The organism is Ureibacillus endophyticus (assembly GCF_003628435.1).
Classification (GTDB): Bacteria; Bacillota; Bacilli; order Bacillales_A; family Planococcaceae; genus Ureibacillus; species Ureibacillus endophyticus.
Window position 1 is genome coordinate 1 of sequence record NZ_RBZN01000039.1, and the last position, 24,269, is coordinate 24,269.

Consider the following 24,269-nt stretch of genomic DNA (forward strand, 5'->3'; position numbering starts at 1 on the left):
CAAGCTTCTAAAGGTCCGCTCGACTTGCATGTATTAGGCACGCCGCCAGCGTTCGTCCTGAGCCAGGATCAAACTCTCCATAAAAGAATTTGATAAAGCTCAAAAAATTGCTGGCATCAAAATTGATGTCCAAAATTTTGTTCCTCAATTTAATGAGAAACTATATTCATTAACGTTTTGTTGTTCAGTTTTCAAAGTTCATGTTAGTCATTCATTTAAACGACTTTTATATCTTACAAAATTTCTCGTTAGTTGTCAACTCTTTTTTATTACCAGTGACAACTTTCTTATAATATCAAATTCTGAAGTCTGTGTCAACAAAATTTATTAAATAAATATCTCTATTTAGTTCGCATCTTTGCGACGTCTATTATTATAGCACCTACATAAAATAAGTGCAAGTATTTTTTTGAAACAAGTTACTTTATTGTGTATTAAAAGAAAACAGAAGCCGATTTTTCAGTACAAATCCGCTTCTGTTTTAACATTGTTAATTAGTCACGATGACGCATTGTTGGGAATAATAGAATATCGCGAATTGATTGTGCGTTTGTTAATAGCATAACTAAGCGGTCAATACCGATACCCAATCCACCTGTTGGAGGCATACCATATTCCAATGCTTCAATGAAGTCATTATCCATTTCGTGTGCTTCATCGTTACCTGCTGCTTTTTCTGCTAATTGCGCTTCGAAACGTTCTCTTTGATCGATTGGGTCGTTTAATTCAGTAAATGCATTTGCATGTTCACGACGTACGATAAATAACTCAAAACGATCTGTAAAGCGCTCATCATCTGGATTTTTCTTAGCTAACGGAGAAATTTCTACTGGATGACCGTATACAAATGTTGGTTGAACTAATGTTTCTTCTACTTTTTGTTCAAAGAATTCATTAATAATATGACCAACTTCATGAGCTTCTTTAATTTCAACACCATGTTCTTTAGCTAAGCTTCTTGCTTGTTCTACTGTCATTGGTTGCCAGAAGTCTACACCTGTAGCTTCTTTTACAGCATCAACCATGTGTACTCGTTTCCAACCTGGAGCAAGATTAATTTGGTCTTCACCATATTGGATTGTTGTTGTACCTAATACTTCTTGAGCAACATGAGAAATAAGGTTTTCTGTTAATTCCATAATGTCACGGTAATCCGCGTAAGCTTCATATAATTCAATCATCGTAAATTCTGGGTTATGACGAGTTGAAATCCCTTCATTACGGAATACACGGCCAATTTCATATACTTTCTCAAGACCACCTACGATTAAACGTTTTAAATGTAATTCAATCGCAATACGCATGTATAGTTCCATATCTAATGCATTGTGGTGTGTAATAAATGGACGCGCTGCAGCACCACCAGCAATAGTATGTAACATTGGTGTTTCTACCTCTAAGTAACCTTTGCTATCTAAATAGTTACGAATTGAGCGGATGATTTTAGAACGTGTAATAAACGTTTCTTTACTGTCCGCATTTGTCATTAAGTCTAAGTAACGTTGACGGTAACGTTGTTCAACATCTTGTAAACCATGGAACTTCTCCGGCATTGGACGAAGAGATTTTGAAAGGAAAGTAAATTCTTCTGCTTTAACTGAAAGCTCACCTACATTTGTAACGAATAGGTTACCGCGAATCCCAACGATATCACCTAAATCAGCTTGATTAAATAATTCGTAAGCATCATCACCAACATGATCTTTACGAACATAAATTTGGATTTGGCCACCTAAATCTTGAATGTGAGCAAAACCAGCTTTACCTTTACCGCGTTTTGTCATGATACGTCCAGCGATTACTACTTCTTGAGGTGATTCTTCTAATTGTTCTTTCGTTAGTTCTCCAAATTGTTCACGAATTTGTGAGGACAAATGTGTACGTTCAAAGCGGCTACCGAACGGATCTAAACCACGTTCACGAATATTATTCATCTTTTGGCGTCTCACCAAAAGTTGGTCGTTTAATTCTTCAATGTTTGACACGATTTTCACTCCTTAAATTTTCCGAGTATGTAGCTCAATTTTTGTCCATAATGTACCCATTGTACACAATTTTCGCCATCTCTTCATCTGTTTCGTTTGAAATTCAACTGTTTTGTAAAAGTTTTATAATTCTGAAAATCTTAAACCTGAATCAATTATGCCTACTTCGTACTAAAAATATGCTACCATTTCCATATTGGTAGAAGAGAGGAGATGTAGATTATGTACCGTAAAGTAGAAGATTTCATACATGAGTGGGAACATAATAGTTCTGGAACATTATCGATTATTGAAGCAATTTCTGATGAAAAGAAACACCAAGCAATAGTTGAGGACCATAGTACACTGGAATGGCTAAGTTGGCATTTAACGACTGCACCTGTGTTTTTCCTTGGACAAACAGGGCTTTCATTAAATATGGATTTAAATCCAAAGAACATCCCAACAACTATTGAAGAAATGAAATCTACTTACCAAACTATGAAAGAAAACGTTCGTAAAGTGGTTGAAGAAAGTTTTAAAGATGAAACTTTAGTAAATAAAGTAAATATGCTGGGTAATGAAACTCCGATTGGTGCTGTATTACGAATGATGGTTGACCATCAAACACATCACCGCGCACAAATGCAAGTATTGTTACGACAAGCAGGATTACCCGTTCCAGGAGTTATGGGACCTACAAAAGAAGCTTCAAGATAAAAAAATTAAAGGCATCCTTCGTTGTTTGAAGAATGCCTTTTGTATTGTTAAATTGCTTCAACTTGTTGTTCTTCTAGTTGGTCTGCAACACTATTAAGTATTGCACGTAAATCCTTTGCCGTTTCAACTTGGTTGATAGCGTTACGAACTAACCCGTTTCCGCGAATCCCTTTTAAATACCAAGATGCATGTTTTCGCATTTCACGAACAGCAACACCTTCACCCTTTAATTGCATTAATCGTTCAAAGTGAAGTAAGCATACATCCATTTTTTCACGTACTGATGGCTCTGGTTTTAATTCCCCTGTTTCTAAATATTGAACCGTACGATAGATCATCCATGGGTTTCCTAAAGCAGCTCGTCCAATCATTACTGCATCAACACCAATTTCATCGATCATTCGTTTTGCATCTTGTGGTGTTTCAACATCACCATTTCCAATGAACGGAATCGAGATATGTTTCTTTACCTCTTTTAAGACTTCCCAATTTGCTTTACCTTCGTACATTTGAACACGTGTGCGACCATGCATCGCAATCGCAGAAGCCCCTGCACGTTCAGCAGCCTTAGCATTTTCTACTGCAAAAATATGTTCCTCATCCCAACCGATACGCATCTTTACACTAACTGGTTTATCTACTGCATCTACTACTGCTGCAACCATTTCATAAATTTTACTTGGGTCTAGAAGCCACTTTGCACCCGCTTCACATTTAATAATTTTGTTTACTGGGCAACCCATGTTGATGTCAATAATATCTGCGTTCGTGTTTTTATCTACATATTTGGCAGCTTCAACTAACGTTTCTTTATCTCCACCAAAGATTTGTAATGAAAGTGGATTTTCTCGCTCATCGATATACAGCATATCAAGCGTTTTTTGGTTACGCATGACTAAGCCTTTATCGCTAATCATTTCAGCATATACTAAACCTGCTCCGAACTCTTTAACAGTTAGACGGAATGCAGAGTTACATACACCAGCCATAGGTGCTAATACGACACGGTTATCCATGACGATATTACCTATTTGAAACGGCTTTTCCGTTGTAGTCATGTATTCTCCTCCTTCAAAAGGAATTCTATATCAACATTTCTCTTAATAGATAAATTGTTCTACACTTGTAGTAGCTTTCCACTTCTTTACACCCTCTTGATCGATGTCTAAAAGTGTTAATACCTTTTGAGCTTGAGCTAAAAACCCTTCTAAAGGTTCATCAGCAATTTCTAAAAGTGGAACTAAGACAAATGCTCTTTCAAACATTCTTGCATGCGGAACGATTAAATTCTCCGCTTCAATATTGTCTTGATTAAACAACAAAATGTCAAGGTCTATAATTCTAGGACCCCATCTAATTTCCCGAACTCGCCCTAAATCATTTTCTACAGTTTGGCATATCTCTAACATTTCAAATGCCGATCTGTTGCTCTCAACTAAGACAACAATATTTAAAAATGAAGGTTGGTCTACATATCCTACTGGTGCCGTTTCATAAATAGATGATACTTTTTTTACACTGATACCGTCCATTTCATAAAGCATTTTTACTGCTAGTTTTAAATTGTACTCTCTGTCTCCAATATTCGTGCCAAGTGATAAATAAATTTTATTCATGGAAACGCCCTCTTACTATTTCTACTGCAACTTCTTTATAATGACCTGCAATCGGTGGATCTGGCTTTATCACTTCAACACGACAACCAAATACTTGTCCTTCGTAATCTGATAATATACGCGTTGCAATGGACTCAGCTACGGCCTCTATTAATTTATAGGGTTTTCCTTCTATAATTTCTTTGCAAATATCATAGACACCCACATAACTAACGGTATCTTGAAGGTCATCCGTTTGTCCTGCTTTTTGTATATCTACCGCTAACGAAACAGAAGCACGGAATCTTTGCCCGAGAACAGTCTCTTCCTTTAAAACTCCATGATAACCAAAAAATTGCATATCTCTTAAATGTATATAGTCCATGTTGTACTCCTTTTAATGTCTTGAAGGTAGTTCCTCATTAATTGTAAACTTGCCCATTAGTGCATCAATCATTCCTACTGTTCGAGCAACCTCTTTTACATCATGAACACGTACGATATGGCACCCCTTCATCACACCATAAGCGCATGTTGCTGCAGTTCCTTCTACTCGTTCATCTAATGGTAAGTTCAATATCGTCCCAATCATGCGTTTACGAGAAGTGGCAAGTAATACAGGATAACCTATATCAACTAGCTCATCTAAACGCTGCATTGTTTCAATACTTTGTTTTAAGTTTTTCACAAAACCAATTCCTGGATCTAGAATAATGTGCTGATCAGGTACTCCAGCATTCTTTACAATTTGAATGCTTTCTTGTAGATCTTGCATATAGTTTTCAAAGTAATTTGTATAGTCTTCATCATTTCGATTGTGCATTAGGATAATAGGTACATTGTAATCTGCAGCTACCTTCGCAATTTCAGGATCTGCTTTTGCTCCCCAAATATCGTTAATCATATGCGCACCTGCTTCAATAGCTGCACGGGCAACAGCTGACTTGTAAGTATCGATTGAAATGATAACAGGTACTTCGTTTAAAATAGCTTTAATCACCGGTACAACGCGATCAATCTCTTCTTCATCCGAAATACGTGTATAACCTGGTCGAGTAGATTCTCCGCCAATATCAATAATCTTTGCACCATTTGCAACCATTTCCTTCGCATGGGCAACAGCTGCATTAACAGAGTTGAATTTTCCTCCGTCCGAAAAAGAATCGGGCGTTACATTTAAAATCCCCATTACTATTGTTTCTTTTCTATAATCTAGTTCAATATTGTTAATGACTAGTGGTGTAGAGTACTTCGTTAACATCTCTTAGCCTCTTTTCATTAGTTGTATAATTTCCTCTATATAAGCTTGATGAAGCCTTTTATAAATAGGGCCTTCTTCACCTAAAAATCTCGTTCTACCAATATTCGATATAGGGACTAACTCTTCAATTGAATTTGTAACAAAGCATTCGTAAGCATGTAGTAGCTCATGTTGGAAAAAGATATCCTCTATAACACGATAGCCTAATCGTTTTGCAGTATGTATTACCCATTGTCTTGTAATACCCGGAATGATACCTGTTGTAAGAGAAGGTGTATAAAGTATATCATCTCTTGACCAGAAAATATTAGAGGTAATACCTTCTGCAATATGTCCCTTTGAATTAAGTAAAAGTCCTTCTGTTGTTTCAAGGTTTTGCACTTCAAAACTTGCTAATATATTATTTCCAAAATTATGAGATATATAGCGTACCGAGTGTTCGGGGGAATTACGAGTTGTCTTTAACCACATAGCATCCTTTTCTAACCCACGCGTTCTTTCAATAAGAGGTATTCTATAAATGATTACATTGGGATTTTTATATTTAGGTGCTAAAGTATCATCTGTCTCTCCAGCTGAAACATTCACTCGAAATATACTATCTTCTCTAGAAGCAGCTAGCCACAATTCTTTTATTACATTTTGAATATCTCTTATTGTATAAGGCATAGGTATTCGAAAATTATTTAATGCATTGCACAATCGATTAAAACGCTCTTCAAGTAATAGCACTTGACCATTGTATGTACGAAATCGTTCATAAAAACCGATTCCATGTAAATATCCATGGTCAAAAGGTGAAATGAATAATTCCTTCTCATCTATAAAATTACCATTAAACCAACAGAGCATTCGTTAACCCCTTCCTATTAGAAAATGTGTAGTTAAAAATAGAATATCAATTTTAATAGGAAAGCGCATTAATCTACTTAACATCTCCAATTGGAAGCAAAAAAATCGACATCACCAATACGGTAATGTCGATGAATTAATTTTTAAATTAGTCTTCGAAGTTGTATAAAGCAGTAGAAAGGTAACGTTCACCGTTTGATGGAACAATCGCTAAAACGTTAGAACCTTTTCCAAGACGTTTTGCAGTTTCGATTGCTGCGTGGATTGCCGCACCAGAAGAAATACCTACTAAAATACCTTCTTCTTTACCTACTTTACGAGCTACTTCAAAAGCAGTTTCGTTTTCAACTGTAAATACTGAGTTATAGATTTCTGTGTTTAATACGCCCGGTACGAAACCTGCTCCAATACCTTGGATTTTATGAGAACCTGGGTTACCACCAGAAAGTACTGGAGAATCTTTTGGTTCTACAGCGATGATTTCGATTTCAGGGAATTTTTCACGTAAAACTTCACCAGCACCTGTGATTGTACCACCTGTTCCGATACCAGCTACAAATCCATCTAATTTAAGACCAGCACTTTCAAATGCTTCAACGATTTCAGGACCAGTAGTTTTACGGTGAATTTCAGCGTTTGCTTGGTTTTCGAATTGTTGTGGTAAGAAGTAACCATTTTCTTCTGCTAAACTTTTAGCTTTTGCAATAGCACCTTTCATACCTTCTGGACCAGGTGTTAATACTAATTCTGCACCATAAGCACGAAGTAATTTACGACGTTCGATACTCATTGTTTCTGGCATTACTAAAATTGCACGGTAGCCTTTAGCAGCAGCAATCATAGCTAAACCAATACCTGTGTTACCAGAAGTAGGCTCAATAATTGTACCACCTGGTTTTAATGTTCCTTCTTTTTCTGCCGCTTCAATCATTGCAAGGGCAATACGGTCTTTTACAGAGCTACCTGGGTTGAAGAATTCTACTTTCACCCAAACTGTACCTTCATTTTCAGAAGTTGCATGATTAAGTTTCACGATTGGAGTACGGCCAACTAATTCAGTTACTGAGTTTACTAATTTACTCATTTTTTATCATCCTCTCTTAAATACCTACTAAATTTATAGGTTTTACCTATTTAGTATATTACCAACATTTGTGCCTTGAGTCAATGCATATGAACAAAATATTAAGAAAATTTTACTGGGTAAATCCTAAGATGCTTCACCATAGAACCAACTCGCATTAAATTCTTTCCAAAAGGCTTCTGGAGTAATTGACGCAGGTAATTGTTCCATTGATAATGCACGTTGGATGTGCCCTTTCACATCTTCATAGGTAAAGGATTTTCCTTCGTTAATTTCTTCAACTTTTACTATTCCATAACGTCCATCATTCATGACAAATGCATCACTAATCTCGTTCTCTTTCAATTTTTGTACGGCGCTTTGGATGCTTTTATCTATATTTTCTTGTTCAGTTGTTATATAGCCGATACCTCCACCGAGACTTGCAGAAGTTGTATCAAGGGAACGTTCCCTAGCTAAAACAGAAAAATCAGAGCCGTCTTTAAGTTCCTTCAGTACACTATTTGCATCTTCCTTTGACTCGACAATGATAATGCTTGTTTTATATGTAGTAGGAATATTATAAAGAGATTGATTTTCCTCATAGTATTTAACGATTTCCTCGGGATCTATGATGATATCTTTAGTCAACACTTTCTCTAAAATTAGTTGTGAGCGCACTTTTTGCCGTAGTTGCTTTTCTGTTAATTGTTGAGTTGTCGTATCGGTTGTATCTTGAGCAGTACGAATTAAGGCTATTTCTAAATCAACCTCTTCATCTGAAACTTTAATTTTGTATTCTTCCGCAGCCTTTTCCATAACTGATTCATTAACTAAGCTTTGGAGCGTTTCTTTCCCATAACGGGTTTCCATTTCAGCCATCCACTGCTGTTTCGTAATCTTTTGATCATCAACGGTAGCGACTATTTCATCGCCACCGTTATCTTTATCATTTGGCCATAACCATAAGACAAACCAAAATATGTTTCCTGCAAAAAGGATCGCTAATAAAGTTAAAACAGGCTTTGTTTTTAATCTTCTCTGAGAAAGAGGCGTTTTTGTGTGCGATTGTGTTTGATATTTATTGTTTGATTTCATCAATAAAACCTTCGAGCTCTTGCTTGTCGAAATGATATTTTTCTAAGCAAAAATGACATTGTGCCTCTGCTTGTCCATCTTCATCAATCATTTCTTGAATTTCTTGAGCCCCTAAACTAATAATCGCTGCACCAAAACGCTCTTTAGAACATTGACATTTAAATTCCACATCCATTGAATCTAAAATTTGAACATTTTCTTTCCCTAGTACTACTTCTAGTATTTGTTCAGGAGTTAATCCCTTTTCAATCATTTTAGAAACAGGTTCAATTGTAGAAAGGTGTTGTTCGATTTCTGTAATTGTCTCTTCATCACAACCTGGCATCAATTGAAGAATAAATCCACCTGCAGCTAATACTGTATTATCTGGATTTACTAAAACACCTAAACCAACAGATGATGGAACTTGTTCTGAAACTGCAAAATAATAAGTGAAATCTTCTGCAATTTCCCCGGAAACAATTGGTGTTTGACCTGAGAACATGTCACGCATACCTAAATCTTTTACTACTGTGATCGTACCCTCTGTTCCAACTGCTCGGCGTACATCTAATTTTCCTACTGAGTTTAAATCAAAATGTACTTGTGGGTTTGTTACATAGCCTCGAACCTCACCCTTTGCATTCGCATCAATTAACATTGGACCAATTGGACCATTTCCTTCAATTTTTACTGTTATTTTATCTTCACCTTTTAACATGGCACCCATCATTACACTCGCCGTCATAGAACGACCTAATGCTGCAGTTGCAGTTGGCCATGTATTATGGCGTCGTTGAGCTTCTCCCACCGTGTTCGTAGTGCGTGCAGCAAATGCACGAACATTACCATTAAACCCTAAACCTCTTACTAAGTAATCTCTCATGTTGTTTATCCTCATTTCTTTATTGATTTCTTTTAAAAATGATATACAACCCTTTTAAAGTGAGCAACGGATCAACTATATCTATCATTTTTGTTTCGTTAGCAATTAAATGTGCTAAGTTTCCAGTTGCAATAACAACAGCATCTTCATTAGAAGTTTGTTTCATCCGACTAACAATGCCTTCCACTTGACCTACAAAACCATAAACGACACCTGCTTGCATTGCAGAAATGGTATTTTTCCCAATGATGGTTGTAGGACGGTTAATTTCAATACGTGGCAATTTTGCCGTTCTTGAAAAAAGTGCCTCTGTTGAAATGGTAATCCCCGGAGCAATTGCGCCTCCTAAATAATCCCCTTTTGCATTAAGATAGCAATACGTATTAGCTGTACCAAAATCGATTACAATCAACGGTCTTCCACCATATTCATCTACAGCTGCAACCGCATTTACTATGCGATCTGCACCTACTTCTCTAGGATTGTCATATTTTATATTTAAACCGTTTTTCACTCCCGGTCCGACTATAAGCGGTTTGACATGAAAGTATTTTCGGCACATTTCTTCTAATACATACATAATAGGTGGAACTACAGATGAGATAATAATGCCCTTAATATCTTCAAAACAGATTCCTACATGGGAGAACAACATTTTGAATTGCATCGCATATTCATCATCTGTTTTACGTCTATTTGTTTCGATACTAAAGTTAAAGGCCAGTTTCTCTTTTTTATAAATACCAATTGTAATATTAGAATTACCAACATTAAGGACAAGGATCATTTATTCACACCCATTTCAAAAACCATTTGTAAAAAATAATACCATATTAACGGAATTATAATACAGTAGTATGTCTAACGCTTCCAACTCGTTGATTCATCAGAACAAAATTTCAAAATTGTGCGTCGAATGATTTATCTATGTTTTCTGAATTATAACCTCGTCTACTGCAAAACTTTCCTTTAAACAATCGCATTTCGACAATGTTTATTAAGCTAAACGTTTAACGCAACTAGAATTCAGAAGTACTTTCAACTATGCTACTTAATTGGTTCGTCTTAATCAAGTTTCATTTCAGATTAATCTATGTTTTCTGAATTATAACTTCACCATAAATTACTTTAGGCGAATAAATAAAAAAACTGAATGAGATGGCATTAGCATACTCATTCAGCAAAATAATATCTATTTATTTCGGTCTTCTTGAATACCGTCACGATTTTCAGGTGTACGGTTTTCTTTTGGTAGGTCGTTTGTTGTTGGGTCAGGAGTTTGACCAACGATTTGATTTTCTAGACTTGTAGAGCCAGAAATTTCAACAACAACATCCTCTGATTCATTCTTTTTTGCAGTCTCATTTGTAGACTCAATAACGATACGCTCATCATCTACTTTTGAATAGTCTACACGATCTGGAAGTTTACCATGATCTCTTAAGTGCTCAATTTGTTGAGCATCTAAAGTTTCTACTTCAAGTAATGTTTCTGCAATTAAAGTTAATAAATCCCGTTTTTCAGTAAGAATTTGTTTTGTTCGCTCATATTGTTCTACGATAATTGATTGCATTTCTTTATCAATTTCGTATGCAATTGAATCAGAATAGTTTTGTTCCGAGTTAAAGTCACGTCCAAGGAATACATTACCTCCTTGGCTTGAACCAAATTGCATCGGTCCTAACTTATCGCTCATCCCGTATTCTGTAACCATTGAGCGTGCAATTCCTGTAGCACGTTGGAAGTCGTTGTGTGCCCCAGTTGATACTTCACCAAATGTGATATCTTCTGCAACACGACCACCAAGAAGTCCTGCAATTTTGTCTAATAATTCTGGTTTTGTCATAAAGTAACGGTCTTCTTTTGGAAGCATTACTGCATAACCACCAGCTTGCCCACGTGGCACGATTGTAACTTTGTGCACCTTTTCAGCTTGGTCTAACGTTAATCCTACAACTACGTGACCCGCTTCGTGGAAAGCAACAATTTTACGTTCTTTTTCTGAAATTACACGACTTGATTTAGCTGGACCTGCAATTACACGGTCTGTTGCTTCATCAATATCCGTCATGTCAATTTTTCGTTTATTACGACGAGTAGCTACTAAAGCCGCCTCATTAAGTAAGTTTTCAAGATCAGCCCCGGAGAAACCTGGTGTACGTTGAGCAATTGCTTTTAAGTCCACATCATCACGTAATGGTTTATTACGTGCGTGTACTTTTAAGATTGCTTCACGGCCTTTTACATCTGGGCGACCAACCGTAATTTGACGGTCGAAACGTCCTGGACGAAGTAATGCTGGGTCTAAAATATCTGGGCGGTTTGTTGCAGCGATAATGATAATACCTTCATTTACGCCGAAACCATCCATTTCAACAAGTAATTGGTTTAGTGTTTGCTCACGTTCATCGTGGCCCCCACCAAGACCTGCTCCACGTTGACGACCAACCGCATCAATTTCATCAATAAAGATAATACATGGTGCATTTTTCTTCGCGTTTTCAAATAAATCACGTACGCGGCTTGCCCCAACCCCTACGAACATCTCTACGAAGTCAGAACCAGAGATTGAGAAGAATGGTACTCCTGCTTCACCAGCAACAGCTCGTGCAAGTAATGTTTTACCTGTCCCCGGAGGCCCTACTAGTAAAATACCTTTAGGAATACGTGCACCCATTTCTGTAAATTTACGATGATCTTTTAAGAAGTCAACTACTTCTACAAGTTCTTGCTTTTCTTCGTCGGCACCGGCTACGTCTACGAAACGAACTTTTTTCTTTTCAGAGTCGTATAACTTCGCCTTACTTTTACCGAAGTTCATCACTTTATTGCCTCCACCCTGAGATTGACTCAATAGGAAGAAGAATAAAATGATAATAATGATGAATGGTATAATCCCTGTAAAGAACTGTACCCAACCACTCGTTTCAGGTGCTTTTAGAAATTTAATGTCCGGATTACCGTTAACAGCATTCGTAATCTTTTCCATTAAAGCCGGATTGTCACGAGGAATATTAACTAGGAAAGTTTGACCTTGTTCATATCCCGTTAATGCACCTTCTACCACATAGACTTGTGCATCCGGCTGAATATTTGCATATTCAACTTTTCCAGCTTCTAATGCTTCTAAAAACTCATGATAAGTCAATTCTTCTGAAGGTGCGTTACCTCCATTAAATGTACCGAAAATACCGATTATTACTAGAAAGATTAATAAATAAAATATGGTGTATCGAAATATTCGATTCATCCCCAGCCTCCTCACAACATAACAGAAACACTATAAGTAAAATCTTAACATATCATGAATTAATCATAAAACAAAAAGCACCGGTAAAATGTGTTGTAAACAATATTTGTCGAAATGTTTACAGAATTCTAAAATGAATATACTTCCTTCTTCAAAATACCGATGTATGGTAAGTTACGATATTTTTCTGCGTAGTCTAATCCATAACCAACTACAAATCCATCTGGCACTTCAAAACCAACAACGTCTGCTTTCAAATCAACTTTTCGTCCAGATGGTTTATCTAAAAGTGTAACAATTTTAATTGTTTTTGCTTTGCGGTATTTGAATAAATCTACTAAATAACTTAAAGTTAATCCGCTATCAATAATATCTTCAATTATAATGACATCGCGACCTTCAACACTAGTATTTAAGTCTTTTAAAATTTTTACCTCACCTGATGAAACTGTCGCATTTCCATAACTCGATACATCCATAAAGTCGACTTCAATGTATGATTCAAAACGCTTCATTAGATCTGTCATAAATGGCATAGCGCCTTTTAATACTCCAATTGCAAGTGGAAATTGATCTTTATACTCTTCAGTTAATTGTGCTCCAAGTTCAGCTACTCTTTCTTGGATTTGTTCTTCTGTAATCATAATTTTTTCAATATCATTTTGAATCATAGTAGGTTCCTCCTTGAGTTGTTACAACAAATGACACTTCTTAGTCATTATAATCAATTTTTAGTTATTCTTAATAAAATTTGTTCATCTAATTCAAAGTTTAATCGTTTTAATTACAAGTAAATGATATAAAATCGTGCTTTAAGAATTTTCAGGTTGGAAATATAAGATTGAGTCATCGGTTGGACGCATGGTTTTAGAAAATGACTTATTAACTCGCACTCCTATTATAGCCATAATGTCATCGTTTGCATCGACTAAAATAGGCCAAGTATCTCTTTCATGCAAAGGAATTTTTTCATCGATAAGTATTCTGGATATGCGTTTTGGGGAATCCATTCCTTTTAATGAAATTCGATCTCCATCTCTTCTTGGTCTGATTCGAAATGGGGGAGAAAAGTCCTTGGAATTAAAATAATATAACTTAGAAATGTTTTTCATTCCTAACTGTTCAATAGAGGCTTCTCCTATGTACAATCGAAACCTTAAAGTATGCGTCCATTCATTGAATGTAACCTCTTGCTCAAGCAACGTATTTTCCGCGCTTTTGTTACTCTGTTCAAAAACAACTTCATCATATTTACGCATTGCAATAAAGCCTTCAGGTAAATAAATTAAAGCACTACCATTCGTTTTTTTAATTAAATTCAGAATAGATATAATTATTGTATTACTTTGGGCATTATTGTAATTGCTGTAAAGATAGTTTAATAGTATTAAAATCATTCTTCTTTGTAAAGCAACTGGTTCATTTTGAAATAAAGGAATTTTCAGTACAAACGTATTTTCTTTTTGTAATTTTACTACTTGGGGAAACCTCTCTAATGCAAGACGATTTAATAAGTCATCATCTTGTTGTAAATTTTCTGCAAGGAATACCGCATTGCTCGAAACATTCGGATTTTCCTTTTTTAAAAGTGGGACTATATGATGTCTATAACGGTTTCTGGTATAGTCATCTTTCTCATTGCTTGCGTCTTCTCTAAAGTTACCTTCCTGCTCTTTTAAATAATTTTGAATCTCATCCTTTGTCACTGCTAAAAATGGACGAATTAATATACCTGAGGAAAATTTACGTTGCGCATACATCCCTTTCATTCCGTTAACAGATCCAGATTTTGTTAGCGCCATAAGCAAGGATTCCAATTGATCATCTGCATGATGAGCTGTTACTAATTTATTTATACGATGTTCTTTCATTATTTTTTCGAAAAAGGCGTACCTTTCTCTTCGACAAATTGCTTGTGAGTTTCCACCTTCTTCATGGAGATATTGGGGAATTGGAATTGAGGTACTAAATGTAGGTATTCCTTGTTCATTACAAAACTCTTCTACAAAAACACGATCTTCTGCGGAAGTTTGTCCTCTAAGCATATGGTCAACATGCGCTACAAATAATTGTATTTTAAAAATATGTTGAAACTTAATGAAAAAATGCAATAATCCCATTGAATCAATGCCACCAGAACAAGCAATGAGAAGACGGTCTCCACTAGCAATAAGTTGTTGTTCGATTATATAGTTTTTTACTTTCGTTTCAAAAGAAACCATCTTCTCACCTCGCTTTTATTAACTTACTTTAAGAGATCTTTGCGTTTGGTGGACTAAATACCGCCCATTTTGGTACAACATGAGATACATTTAACAAAATGACCGTACAATCGTCATCAACGTCATACATATTACTAAACTGTTCCATAACATCATAAAGAATGACTTCAATTGGCATATCTTCTTCTATTCTGGATTTTAACAAGCTAATAAAATATTGCTCCTGTTCTTCCCAATCAAATTTCCCTGAAAATACTCCATCTGATACCATCACTACGTAATCTTCAGCTAATAGATTTACTTTCTCCGTTTCAACGGAGAACACTGGCATAAATCCAACAGGCGCAGCCGCTCCATCCACTTTTAGTAGACGTTCACCACGTAAAATATATGTCGACATACTACCTGCTTTCCAAGACCATAAAGCACCATGTTGTAAATCAACTAAAGCAAAATCAATCGTTGCATACATATCTACTTCTCGGTTTAGAGACATTACATAGTGAAGTGTATGCATGGCAGTTTCAGGATTCATATTATATGATAGACATTCTCTCATTAAGCGTACTAATCTTCTGCTTTCTCTCTGAGCTTCTCTATTTTGTCCCATTCCATCAGATAACATAACAGCCACTAAACCAGGATGAATATGAAATACAGCATGACTATCCCCTGACACCCAAGCTGAATTTTTTGCTCTACTGTATATATCATACTCTATTTCATAGCGAACTGCTGAACGAAAACGAACTTGAACATGGGAAAACGGCGATTTTTGAGTAGAGATTTTCTCCACTTGAAATGGCTCCGAAAATACATCATACAAAATTGGCAATATGATGCGCTCACAAAGTAAATATTGATCATCATATGAATCATTTTTATTGGCTAATGAACAGATAATAACACGCTCACCCATTGTGTTATTAATCACATCAATTTGAAAACATTGAACATGAGCACGTTTAAATTCATATTCTAATTCCTCTTCTATCGTTTTAAACGATAATGTCTCCTCCTTCATATCTTCCATTAATCTATTTAGGTGGTTACTTAAATCTCTTAACTGAAGAGCAATCATTTTCTTACCATGATAAAATTGACCGTTCATTCTATCATGGTATAGTTGATAATCTAGTTCCTCTAACAACCTTGTTGGTTTTATACATTTTAATTTAATCCGATCTTCTATTATGTTTTGTTCACCGTCCCTAGAATTTGACTTCGCAACAAACCAATGATGAATCAGTTCATCCATATTGTTATTTCTTTCTCCCCAACAGTGGTCAAAGCGAAAACAACTCATGCAAGTAGCGCTAGGTTCTATTTTCCTTAATTCATTAACACTTTCCGTTGAAGTGAAACGATCAAATACCAACTCCTTCATAAACAAAGTGAAATTTTGAAAGGTTTCAATTTTTTCTGTCGTATGTTCAGTAAGCCACTGTTGTCTTTGAAGCAATACTTCATCGCGCTTAGGATGTATCATATCGTGTAAAAACGTAAACATTTTTTGAGGTAAAATAAAAAATACAAGACCTGCTACAAGTATTGAAACAAAGTAAACTGTATCAATTGGTAGCGATGCATCATAAAAGAAAAAGAAAATACTTGGTACAAAACTAGCAATCACAACGCCGAATCTTCCTAACTTACTAAAAAGTCCAGCAACTACCCCTGTCATTGCATAAACGGAAATCATTCCAGTAAACGATAGTTTCGCTACTCCAACTAATGCACCTACAATTGTTGCAACCATCGCAGCAATGGGAACACCGCCCGCAACAGCTGCAATACAAATTGCTAAATGTAGCATAAAAGGAAATAGACCAAAATAAGATATTACAACCGATTGTACTCCAGTTAACACCATTGCCAATATAACAAGACCTGCACCTACTCGTTCATAGCTCCATCCAGTTGTCCAAAAGCGATGTGGTTGAACAAAAAAGAGTCGTACAAATATTGTCATGAAAAATGCTAGAATAACCTCATAGTAGATATACAGTTGAACTATAAATGGCGGCAGTCCTAAATGAGCAATTCCTTGCCAAATAAATTGTCCAAAGAGTATTGCTGTAGCAACACCGATTGCAGTCGGCATTTTTAAATAACGGAACCTGGTTATCAGCTCATACAAAATAATTTGTAATCCTAGAATACATACCTGTCCTAAACTTAAGGTTAGTGCCCCAATTATCCCCCCTAATAAAACGGACCATTTCTTATTTTCATAACGTTGTTTAACAACCGCCCAAAGAGGAAGTAAAAACGGAACCGCCGCCTCAAACATTACTGCTCTTGATAGAAACAACGCTAGGAGAAAAAAGAAGAAATGTATAAAAAAGCTAACCTTTTTAATAGAAAAGCGCGCCGTGAACCCTCGTATATGTGTCTTTTCCTCCAACATTTCGATATTTGCCATTTATATCATCCCCTTTGCTATATGCATTTTGAGTAATTATACAAAAGGTTGATTGTAAAATTTGTCTAGTAGTGAAATAGTATAAAAAAACTTTTCGACGTATTTTTTGGTAAGATTACATAGAGAGAATTTATGTCGGAATTTATTGAGGGTTTAGAATATCATCGTACTCCCCAGCAAATTGATTTGAGGCTTTAATGTTGTGTGTATACCATGGGAGATTCGTTTACAATGGAATTTATGATTTATTGCGTTCATCTTGCTCTATATACCTTTACTTATTATCAAACCTTTTGAAATACTGACTAAATGACATTTCATATTGGAGGATTTTTTGTGTTAGAAAATATACGTATTCTAGCATTGTTATGTTCGATAGGCTCGATTCTTATCGTATTGGGTATCATACTAGATATCTCCCCTATCATTCAAATCATCATGTTAATACTAGGCTTAGTTATTTGTTGTATCTGTATGGTAGGCTTAGGTAAAGCAATGTTACGAGAAAAAAGTAAATAATTGAAAAATTATGGGGAACTTTAAAGGAAAAAGTACCTTTTCGTCCTAACCCTTTATGGACAAAAAAAGACTGATTGTGTTGTTTAAAACACAATCAGTCTTCGATCTATTTGTACACTTTTTCTACGATTAAAACAGACAGCAAACTACCCTCTTCTAGCTCCACGGCCACCGCGTTTTGATTCAGTCGCACGTTTTAAAGTTGCAAGACGTTCGTCACTATCTTTTAAGAATCGTGCCATTTTTTGTTCGAAATTTTCTTTCGTTTGTCGATCATTTCTGTCATTAGAACGATTGTTATCGCGACGTGGACGATGTGGACGTTCAGGTTTTTCTGGCTGAGGCTTTGCTTTTCGGATAGATAAACCGATTTTACCATCCGCTTCAACATTCATCACTTTAACTTCAACGACATCGCCAACTTTAAGATGTTCGTTGATATCTTTCACATAGTTATCAGCGACTTCACTAATGTGAACTAGACCCGTTTTGCCATCTGGCAGCTCAACGAATGCTCCAAAATTTGTGATTCCTGTTACTTTACCTTGTACTTTGCTGCCTACTTCAATTGACATAAAAAAAATGCTCCTCCTTAAAATTTAAGCGGCTATTAATGCCAGTATTAAAAAATTTTGTGTAACGTTAAAAAATGCACGTTATTCTTTTATTATAGCCAACAAAAAAAGAGTGTCAACAAGACAACTCTTTTTCTATCGGTCTAAAAACACTTTTCCCAAAATAATAATACGAAATTTTATTCATTCTCTTTTGACTTATCGTCATCAGGAATTGTAAAAATTATTTCCCCATCTTCTGATAAGAAAAACTCTTTACGAGCTAGCTTAGCGATATATTCATCGTCTTCAAGCTTAGCAATTTGTAAATTTAAAAGTTCTTGCTTCTCTTTTACTTCTTCTAATTGGGCTAAAACTTCTTCTTTTTGCTGTTCCTTTTGAGCTAATTTCTCACTTTGATTAATGTTTGTTTTAATTAAAAAAATTAAAATTACAGAAGCTACGATACTAAAGACAAACATCCTTCTACGGAACCTAATTTTTTTCTGTTTTGAATAATTCGCTTTATGTTCAGATGATCGGACATAGTCATTTTCAAGCGTTCGAACATTATTTTGTTGTGTCCCAATCTGATTCTGACGCTTAGCCACATCCGTCACCTCCATCTACATTTATAACAAACCTTATTATAGTTACATTTCAACGTTTTTTAAAGATAATCCTTCTAAATTTGGTATATATTTTTATTAAATACTTCTTTTTAATTATAATATATAATTTGTAAAAAGGTGTGAATAAAATCGCAATAATACGAAGAAGCAGCCTAATCGTACCTATAATTACGGAATATATAAACTTAATGATTGCTAAAATAGGCCTAATTGTTAATAAGACGAACACTCGTCCAATAAATCGGAAGTATCGTTGAAAGACAGATTCATATAAAAAAATACCAAGAATTTGCGATAATGGATCAACTAAACGCCATTCTCCACCCTTTACAATGAATAAAATATAAAACGTTAGGGCCCCTAAGAGTACCCAAACGACCAGCTCTACTCCATATCCTATTTTTCTTATAAATGACCCAGGGCTTAAGGTGCTAAGTAGATAGCGTGTACTATCTACTATCGCACCTACGAATAAGCCACTTATGATCATAATTAAAATACTTACAACTTGTTCATTAATGGTCATCCAAATAATTTATGGAGGAAGCCTTTTGATAATCCATTATCTTCGTCATCGTATTGAAGTGCCTTAACATTTCCTTCCAACGTTAGTAAACCTTTATCGACGTCTAAATGAACAATACGTAACTCCTCTCCGCGGATTAGCAAATGACCTTGTGCTGTTCGAACGTAGAATTCTTCTTGGTCAAATCGCTCAATCTCCTTAACAGAAGTCATGTCCATTCTTTTTCGATTGCGCACTGTCACAAGATGGTCCCCAGATGTAATTGTGTAACGATTACTTTCTTGATGTAGTGTCATATCGTTCCTCCTTCATTGTTATTGTGTTTGTTCTGTTCACTTTATGCAGGAAATGAAAGAAGCATGACAACAATTTTGCTGTCATGCCCTAGAATTTTAATATTTTTTCTTCTCACAGTTGATTCTATAGACTTTGTTAAAACTATGAAAGTTTATACTTTCTTAAAAGTCCAATTACTCTATTCCTCATCATCTATAAATTGTGGTTCAATTTTTTCTAACTTCTCTTCTTTAAGGATGGTAAACATTTTATTTGCCTCTTCTTTACGAACATTTTCTTTTAAATCTTCTATACGTGCTGTTACGATCTTTTGGCCGAAACGGATTGCTAGTTCATCTCCTACTTTAACCGCACTACTAGCTTTTGCAACTTTCCCATTTATTGTAATACGCCCTTGATCAGCTACTTCTTTTGCTAATGTACGTCTTTTAATAAGGCGTGATACTTTTAAAAACTTATCTAAACGCATTTATCATTTCCCCTTTTTCTCTATAGCTTTTGCTTCATTCCAAAAAGAATCCAGTTGTTCTAATGTAAGTTCTGAAAATGGTTTTCCACTTTCCTTCACTTTTTGCTCCACATAGTTAAATCTACGAGCAAACTTCTCATTAGCGTGGATCATCGCTTCTTCTGGTGAAATTTTATAGAAACGTGCAATATTCACAAGAGTAAATAACACATCTCCAAACTCATCTAAACGAGCCTTGCTAGTCCCCTTCGTGATTTCTTCTCTAAATTCCTGCCACTCTTCAGCAAATTTATCCCATGCACCTTCTGGATCCGGCCAATCAAAACCAACTGATGCAGCCTTTTTCTGATAGTTATAAGAAGTTTGTAAAGAAGAACTTGCACGATATTCACCTTTTAAAAGCGATTCTGTTTGTTCTCCTTTTTCTGCACGTTTAATGTCCTCCCAATTTGCAACAACTTCTTCTGCATTATCAACACTAACGTCACCAAATACATGAGGATGACGGCGAATCATTTTTTCACTAATTGATGCCAATACTTCTTCTAGATTGAAGTACCCTTCATCTTCACCAATTTGAGCATGTAAAAATACTTGTAATAAAACATCACCAAGTTCTTCTACCATTCCATAGTCATCTTCCGCATCAATTGCCGCTAAAAATTCATGAGCTTCTTCAAGTAAATATTTTTTCAAACTTTCATGCGTTTGTTTTTGATCCCAAGGGCAACCATTCGGACCACGTAAAGTGGCGATAATTTTTCTAAATGTTACCCAATCTCTTAGTGCATCCAGGTCACCTTGTACTGGTGGCACATAAATTGTTGTTAAGTTATTAATTTCAACTGCTTGATCAAGTTCATATAAAGGTACAGTTGTTAATTTCTCTAAAGATGACCCAGCCGCTGTTACAATTGTTACCGGATAATCATCGCGATACTTTTCCATTAAAGTTAATTTCACTTCAGAAGCACTAAAAGCATCATATACTTGAGCGATTAAAACATGCCCGCGCATATTTACATCATGAATCGAAAAACTAGTTCCATCTAGTAATTGAAATCCATCAATTGGGTCAATTTTTAACGCTCCAAAAATCGGATCTAAAAAACTTTGGCCACCTTCTATTTTTAAATCCACTTTCCCTTCATTCATAGCTGTAATTAGCAATTGTACCGTTTGTTCTGCAACTAGAGGATGTCCTGGTACAGCATACATAATTGGTTCATGTCGAGAAGCTTCGACTAATTTATCGCAAATTTCTTCATAGACAGGTTGGAATGACTCATGTTTTTCATAAATTTCATCAAAACTTTCAAAAACGATTCCCTCCTGTTGTAATTCTTTAATAACAGGATGATCAATTGTTCGAACGTATAATTTATGTGCGTTTTTTAATTTTTTATATACACCCATTTGTAGCTGATTTAAATCTCCAGCTCCAAGACCAATAACCGTTAATTGATGCATAAATGTCACCTACTTTTTCTTATTTAACCATATTTGATAAGCTGCCATTTTTCGCCCAAACGGCAACATAAACCACTCTTTTTCTGCTAACATTTTTGTTTTTGCAACAACTGTTAAAAAGACAATTGCCCCTAAAAATATTAAACATCCACCAATTACAAGTGCTTGTATTCTACCTGATAAAAAAACTGTAGAGATTTGTAATAGTTTATCCATAACAAACACCGTTAGAGTCATCATTGCGCTTGCAAGAAATAATTTTATGTAAAAGTCCTTTCTCGCTAGTTTTGCTTGCGTAATTTTTTTCAAATAAAAGATTAGCAAACCAGCACTTAAGAATAATCCAATATTACTTGCAATAGCTGCTCCTAGTACACCTATCTTTGTAATGAGCACTTGATTCCCTATATATTTCAATAGTAGCGCTCCTATTAAAATGATTCCCGGTACCTTTAATCGATTCATTCCTTGGAGAATCGCTGTGAATGTTAAAATAATTGAAAAAGGAATAATTTGCAAAACAAAAACGATTAACACATCTGTTAAAGCATTTGTTTCGAAAAGCATTTCATTGACATACGGCATTACAATCACTAAACCAAGGGAAGCGGCAACACCTAATAATAATGAAACTCGATAAGTTAATTGAATAAAAGGAATTGGGCCCCTTCCATTTACTTTTTTAGATTGATACGCAACTAGTGGAACAATTGCTAAAGATAATGACGAAGCGATTGTTATTCCCATTTGTACAAGGGGCTGGCCTCTATCATATATTCCTTTTGTCTCCATTGCTTGCAATCTTTCCATTCCATTTTCCAATAATATTGAAAATACGCTAAAAGAATCAATTAATTGAAAGCAAAGTAAAAGTAAGCTGCTCATACTAACACTTAAACTTAGTATGGTTACTTCTTTTATAATTGGCCACTTCGCTAACTTTATTTTTGACTTTGGGAATTTAAGTCGATTTTTAACGAAATATATTAATAATAACATCCCTGCAATTTCCCCGATTACAGTTCCAAATACTGCAACATTTCCTGCAGCATAAAGTGATGTTGATGTTGCCATGATAATATAGGCACCCGCTAAAATGACACAAACACGAGTAAATTGTTCAAACACTTGAGCATATGCTACAGGGGCCATATCACCTTTTGCTTGAAAGTAGCCTTTCATAAGAGCGAGAATTGGCATAAATAATGTTACAAAGGCGCCTGTTTTAAGGAGTGGTGCTAACTGTTTATCTCCCATCATGGTTGCTAAGGAATCCGCGCCAAAAAACAAGATGCAGAAGAAAACTAACGATAAGAACGTTAAATACATATATACCGTTCGCGTAATAGTACTTTTCCTTTCCATTACGTGGCTACTAGATTCTGCATCAGCTAACATTTTGGAAATAGCTACTGCAAATCCCCCTGATGTCCAGACAACAAAAAAAGAAATGAAGGGATACACTTGTTGGTAAATATAAAAGCCTTGATCGCCAACTAAATTTTGAAAAGGTACACGGTATACCGCGCTTAACGCTTTCACAATTAATGCGGCAATGGTTAATAACAATGCACCTTTCATATACCCCTTCATTCCAAAGTTATTTCCCATTTAAGTTCCTCTTTCTTCCTAAAACTACGAATAGTATACCAAAGAATTAAATAAGCTGCTTAAGTCATACAATCTTACAACCTAATATAAAAACCGTTTATCGTATTGAGTTTTATCTTATAAGAAGACTAAAATAAGTAAAAGGAGGGGTATGAGGATGTTGGGGATTATAAACTTTGAAGTATTTTTAGTTGCAGCCATATTACTAAATTTAACTCCTGGGACCGATACAATGTACATTGTAAGTCGAAGTATTTCCCAAGGAAGAACAGCAGGTATTTATTCTGCCCTTGGTATTACAGCAGGAGTAGTCATTCATACATTTATTGCCGCATTTGGACTTTCGGTAATTCTAATGCAATCTGCTTTACTATTTAATTTAATTAAAATTATAGGTGCAATCTATTTAGCTTACTTAGGAATTAAGATGCTACTTTCAAAAAATAACACAACGGAACAGCAATCATTACCTAAACAAAGCAATAAGAAGATATTTTTACAAGGGATGATTACAAACGTAACAAATCCTAAAGTTGCCCTATTCTTTTTAGCTTTCCTACCGCAATTTATTCAAACAAGTTCTGAAATTTTCTCACCTATTCCTTTTATACTTTTAGGACTTACCTTTACTTTAACAGGGGGAATATGGTGTTTAATTACCGCTTATTTCACTTCCATGACAACTACAAAGTTAAGAGGAAATGCTAAAGTCTCAACGATTCTTAATAAATTAACTGGAATCGTTTTTATTGCAATGGGAATCAAACTACTACAAACAAAACCTTCTGCATGAAACTATTTTCTTTGCCGTGTGAGCTAATCTTGTATGATTGGTTTGCGCGGTTTTTTCGCCATAAAAAAACGCCTCCTTGTTAG

Annotated in this window: 24 protein-coding genes and 1 rRNA gene; 3 read left to right on the forward strand and 22 right to left on the reverse strand. The window is 35.4% G+C overall.

Annotated elements, in window-relative coordinates:
• Nucleotides 1-84: ribosomal RNA gene (locus D8M03_RS13300) — 16S ribosomal RNA — on the reverse strand; the annotation flags it as partial.
• A gap of 410 nt (nucleotides 85-494) precedes the next feature.
• Nucleotides 495-1,994, reverse strand: coding sequence for a lysine--tRNA ligase (lysS, locus tag D8M03_RS13305; RefSeq protein WP_211330943.1), 1,500 nt, complete (start codon nucleotides 1,992-1,994; stop codon nucleotides 495-497).
• A gap of 213 nt (nucleotides 1,995-2,207) precedes the next feature.
• On the opposite strand from lysS, the gene D8M03_RS13310 reads away from it, so the two are divergent.
• The gene (locus D8M03_RS13310; protein WP_121215318.1) at nucleotides 2,208-2,684 is read left to right on the forward strand and encodes a DinB family protein; all 477 of its coding nucleotides are present in this window, start codon (nucleotides 2,208-2,210) and stop codon (nucleotides 2,682-2,684) included.
• A gap of 47 nt (nucleotides 2,685-2,731) precedes the next feature.
• On the opposite strand, the gene dusB is transcribed toward D8M03_RS13310, so the two are convergent.
• From dusB to D8M03_RS13375, 13 genes are all read right to left on the reverse strand, one after another.
• Nucleotides 2,732-3,742, reverse strand: a complete 1,011-nt coding sequence (gene dusB, locus D8M03_RS13315) for a tRNA dihydrouridine synthase DusB (RefSeq protein WP_121215319.1) — start codon at nucleotides 3,740-3,742, stop codon at nucleotides 2,732-2,734.
• A 42-nt stretch (nucleotides 3,743-3,784) separates the two neighbouring features.
• Nucleotides 3,785-4,300: a 2-amino-4-hydroxy-6-hydroxymethyldihydropteridine diphosphokinase gene (folK, locus tag D8M03_RS13320; protein ID WP_121215320.1), complete on the reverse strand. Its 516-nt coding sequence runs from the start codon at nucleotides 4,298-4,300 to the stop codon at nucleotides 3,785-3,787.
• Nucleotides 4,293-4,664 carry a dihydroneopterin aldolase gene (gene folB / locus D8M03_RS13325; RefSeq protein ID WP_121215321.1) on the reverse strand — a complete coding sequence of 124 codons (372 nt, stop codon included), beginning with the start codon at nucleotides 4,662-4,664 and terminating at the stop codon, nucleotides 4,293-4,295. The genes folK and folB overlap by 8 nt, the downstream gene beginning before the upstream one ends.
• Before the next feature lie 12 nt (nucleotides 4,665-4,676).
• Nucleotides 4,677-5,540: a dihydropteroate synthase gene (gene folP / locus D8M03_RS13330; RefSeq protein WP_121215322.1), complete on the reverse strand. Its 864-nt coding sequence runs from the start codon at nucleotides 5,538-5,540 to the stop codon at nucleotides 4,677-4,679.
• A gap of 3 nt (nucleotides 5,541-5,543) precedes the next feature.
• Nucleotides 5,544-6,392 (reverse strand): aminotransferase class IV, encoded by an 849-nt coding sequence (locus tag D8M03_RS13335; RefSeq protein ID WP_121215323.1) that lies wholly within the window; start codon nucleotides 6,390-6,392, stop codon nucleotides 5,544-5,546.
• A gap of 148 nt (nucleotides 6,393-6,540) precedes the next feature.
• Nucleotides 6,541-7,476, reverse strand: a complete 936-nt coding sequence (gene cysK / locus D8M03_RS13340; RefSeq protein WP_121215324.1) for a cysteine synthase A — start codon at nucleotides 7,474-7,476, stop codon at nucleotides 6,541-6,543.
• A 126-nt stretch (nucleotides 7,477-7,602) separates the two neighbouring features.
• A complete protein-coding gene (locus D8M03_RS13345) occupies nucleotides 7,603-8,553 on the reverse strand; it encodes a peptidyl-prolyl cis-trans isomerase (RefSeq protein ID WP_121215325.1) in 951 nt (316 codons plus the stop codon).
• Nucleotides 8,537-9,418 carry an Hsp33 family molecular chaperone HslO gene (gene hslO / locus D8M03_RS13350; protein WP_121215326.1) on the reverse strand — a complete coding sequence of 294 codons (882 nt, stop codon included), beginning with the start codon at nucleotides 9,416-9,418 and terminating at the stop codon, nucleotides 8,537-8,539. The genes D8M03_RS13345 and hslO overlap by 17 nt, the downstream gene beginning before the upstream one ends.
• A gap of 19 nt (nucleotides 9,419-9,437) precedes the next feature.
• Nucleotides 9,438-10,205 carry a type III pantothenate kinase gene (locus D8M03_RS13355; protein ID WP_121215327.1) on the reverse strand — a complete coding sequence of 256 codons (768 nt, stop codon included), beginning with the start codon at nucleotides 10,203-10,205 and terminating at the stop codon, nucleotides 9,438-9,440.
• Between the two features lie 405 nt (nucleotides 10,206-10,610).
• Nucleotides 10,611-12,668, reverse strand: a complete 2,058-nt coding sequence (gene ftsH, locus D8M03_RS13360) for an ATP-dependent zinc metalloprotease FtsH (RefSeq protein ID WP_121215328.1) — start codon at nucleotides 12,666-12,668, stop codon at nucleotides 10,611-10,613.
• Between the two features lie 128 nt (nucleotides 12,669-12,796).
• A complete protein-coding gene (hpt, locus tag D8M03_RS13365; RefSeq protein ID WP_121215329.1) occupies nucleotides 12,797-13,339 on the reverse strand; it encodes a hypoxanthine phosphoribosyltransferase in 543 nt (180 codons plus the stop codon).
• A gap of 141 nt (nucleotides 13,340-13,480) precedes the next feature.
• Nucleotides 13,481-14,890, reverse strand: a complete 1,410-nt coding sequence (gene tilS, locus D8M03_RS13370; protein ID WP_121215330.1) for a tRNA lysidine(34) synthetase TilS — start codon at nucleotides 14,888-14,890, stop codon at nucleotides 13,481-13,483.
• A gap of 28 nt (nucleotides 14,891-14,918) precedes the next feature.
• Nucleotides 14,919-17,315 carry a SpoIIE family protein phosphatase gene (locus D8M03_RS13375; RefSeq protein ID WP_121215331.1) on the reverse strand — a complete coding sequence of 799 codons (2,397 nt, stop codon included), beginning with the start codon at nucleotides 17,313-17,315 and terminating at the stop codon, nucleotides 14,919-14,921.
• A gap of 336 nt (nucleotides 17,316-17,651) precedes the next feature.
• Here D8M03_RS13375 and D8M03_RS13380 point away from each other — a divergent pair, with 336 nt between their 5' ends.
• Nucleotides 17,652-17,834, forward strand: a complete 183-nt coding sequence (locus tag D8M03_RS13380) for a hypothetical protein (protein ID WP_121215332.1) — start codon at nucleotides 17,652-17,654, stop codon at nucleotides 17,832-17,834.
• Between the two features lie 146 nt (nucleotides 17,835-17,980).
• Here D8M03_RS13380 and D8M03_RS13385 read toward each other — a convergent pair whose 3' ends face one another.
• The 7 genes from D8M03_RS13385 to D8M03_RS13415 all read right to left on the reverse strand — a co-directional run bounded on the left by D8M03_RS13385 (nucleotide 17,981) and on the right by D8M03_RS13415 (nucleotide 23,393).
• Complete coding sequence (locus D8M03_RS13385) at nucleotides 17,981-18,409, reverse strand: S1 domain-containing RNA-binding protein (protein WP_121215333.1); 429 nt, start codon at nucleotides 18,407-18,409, stop codon at nucleotides 17,981-17,983.
• Between the two features lie 179 nt (nucleotides 18,410-18,588).
• Complete coding sequence (locus D8M03_RS13390) at nucleotides 18,589-18,999, reverse strand: FtsB family cell division protein (RefSeq protein WP_245987598.1); 411 nt, start codon at nucleotides 18,997-18,999, stop codon at nucleotides 18,589-18,591.
• Nucleotides 19,000-19,048: 49 nt separating this feature from the next.
• Nucleotides 19,049-19,546, reverse strand: a complete 498-nt coding sequence (gene yabQ, locus D8M03_RS18095) for a spore cortex biosynthesis protein YabQ (protein ID WP_121215335.1) — start codon at nucleotides 19,544-19,546, stop codon at nucleotides 19,049-19,051.
• The gene (gene yabP / locus D8M03_RS13400; protein WP_097075289.1) at nucleotides 19,543-19,842 is read right to left on the reverse strand and encodes a sporulation protein YabP; all 300 of its coding nucleotides are present in this window, start codon (nucleotides 19,840-19,842) and stop codon (nucleotides 19,543-19,545) included. The genes yabQ and yabP overlap by 4 nt, the downstream gene beginning before the upstream one ends.
• A gap of 179 nt (nucleotides 19,843-20,021) precedes the next feature.
• Entirely contained in the window at nucleotides 20,022-20,312 is a 291-nt protein-coding gene (locus D8M03_RS13405) for an RNA-binding S4 domain-containing protein (RefSeq protein WP_121215336.1), read from the reverse strand.
• Nucleotides 20,313-20,315: 3 nt separating this feature from the next.
• Complete coding sequence (yabN, locus tag D8M03_RS13410; protein WP_121215337.1) at nucleotides 20,316-21,782, reverse strand: bifunctional methyltransferase/pyrophosphohydrolase YabN; 1,467 nt, start codon at nucleotides 21,780-21,782, stop codon at nucleotides 20,316-20,318.
• Nucleotides 21,783-21,791: 9 nt separating this feature from the next.
• On the reverse strand, nucleotides 21,792-23,393 hold the full coding sequence (locus D8M03_RS13415; protein ID WP_121215338.1) for a putative polysaccharide biosynthesis protein: 1,602 nt from the start codon (nucleotides 23,391-23,393) through the stop codon (nucleotides 21,792-21,794).
• A gap of 157 nt (nucleotides 23,394-23,550) precedes the next feature.
• Between D8M03_RS13415 and D8M03_RS13420 the strand changes: the two genes are divergently transcribed.
• Nucleotides 23,551-24,186 (forward strand): LysE family translocator, encoded by a 636-nt coding sequence (locus tag D8M03_RS13420; RefSeq protein WP_121215339.1) that lies wholly within the window; start codon nucleotides 23,551-23,553, stop codon nucleotides 24,184-24,186.
• Nucleotides 24,187-24,269: the final 83 nt, after the last annotated feature.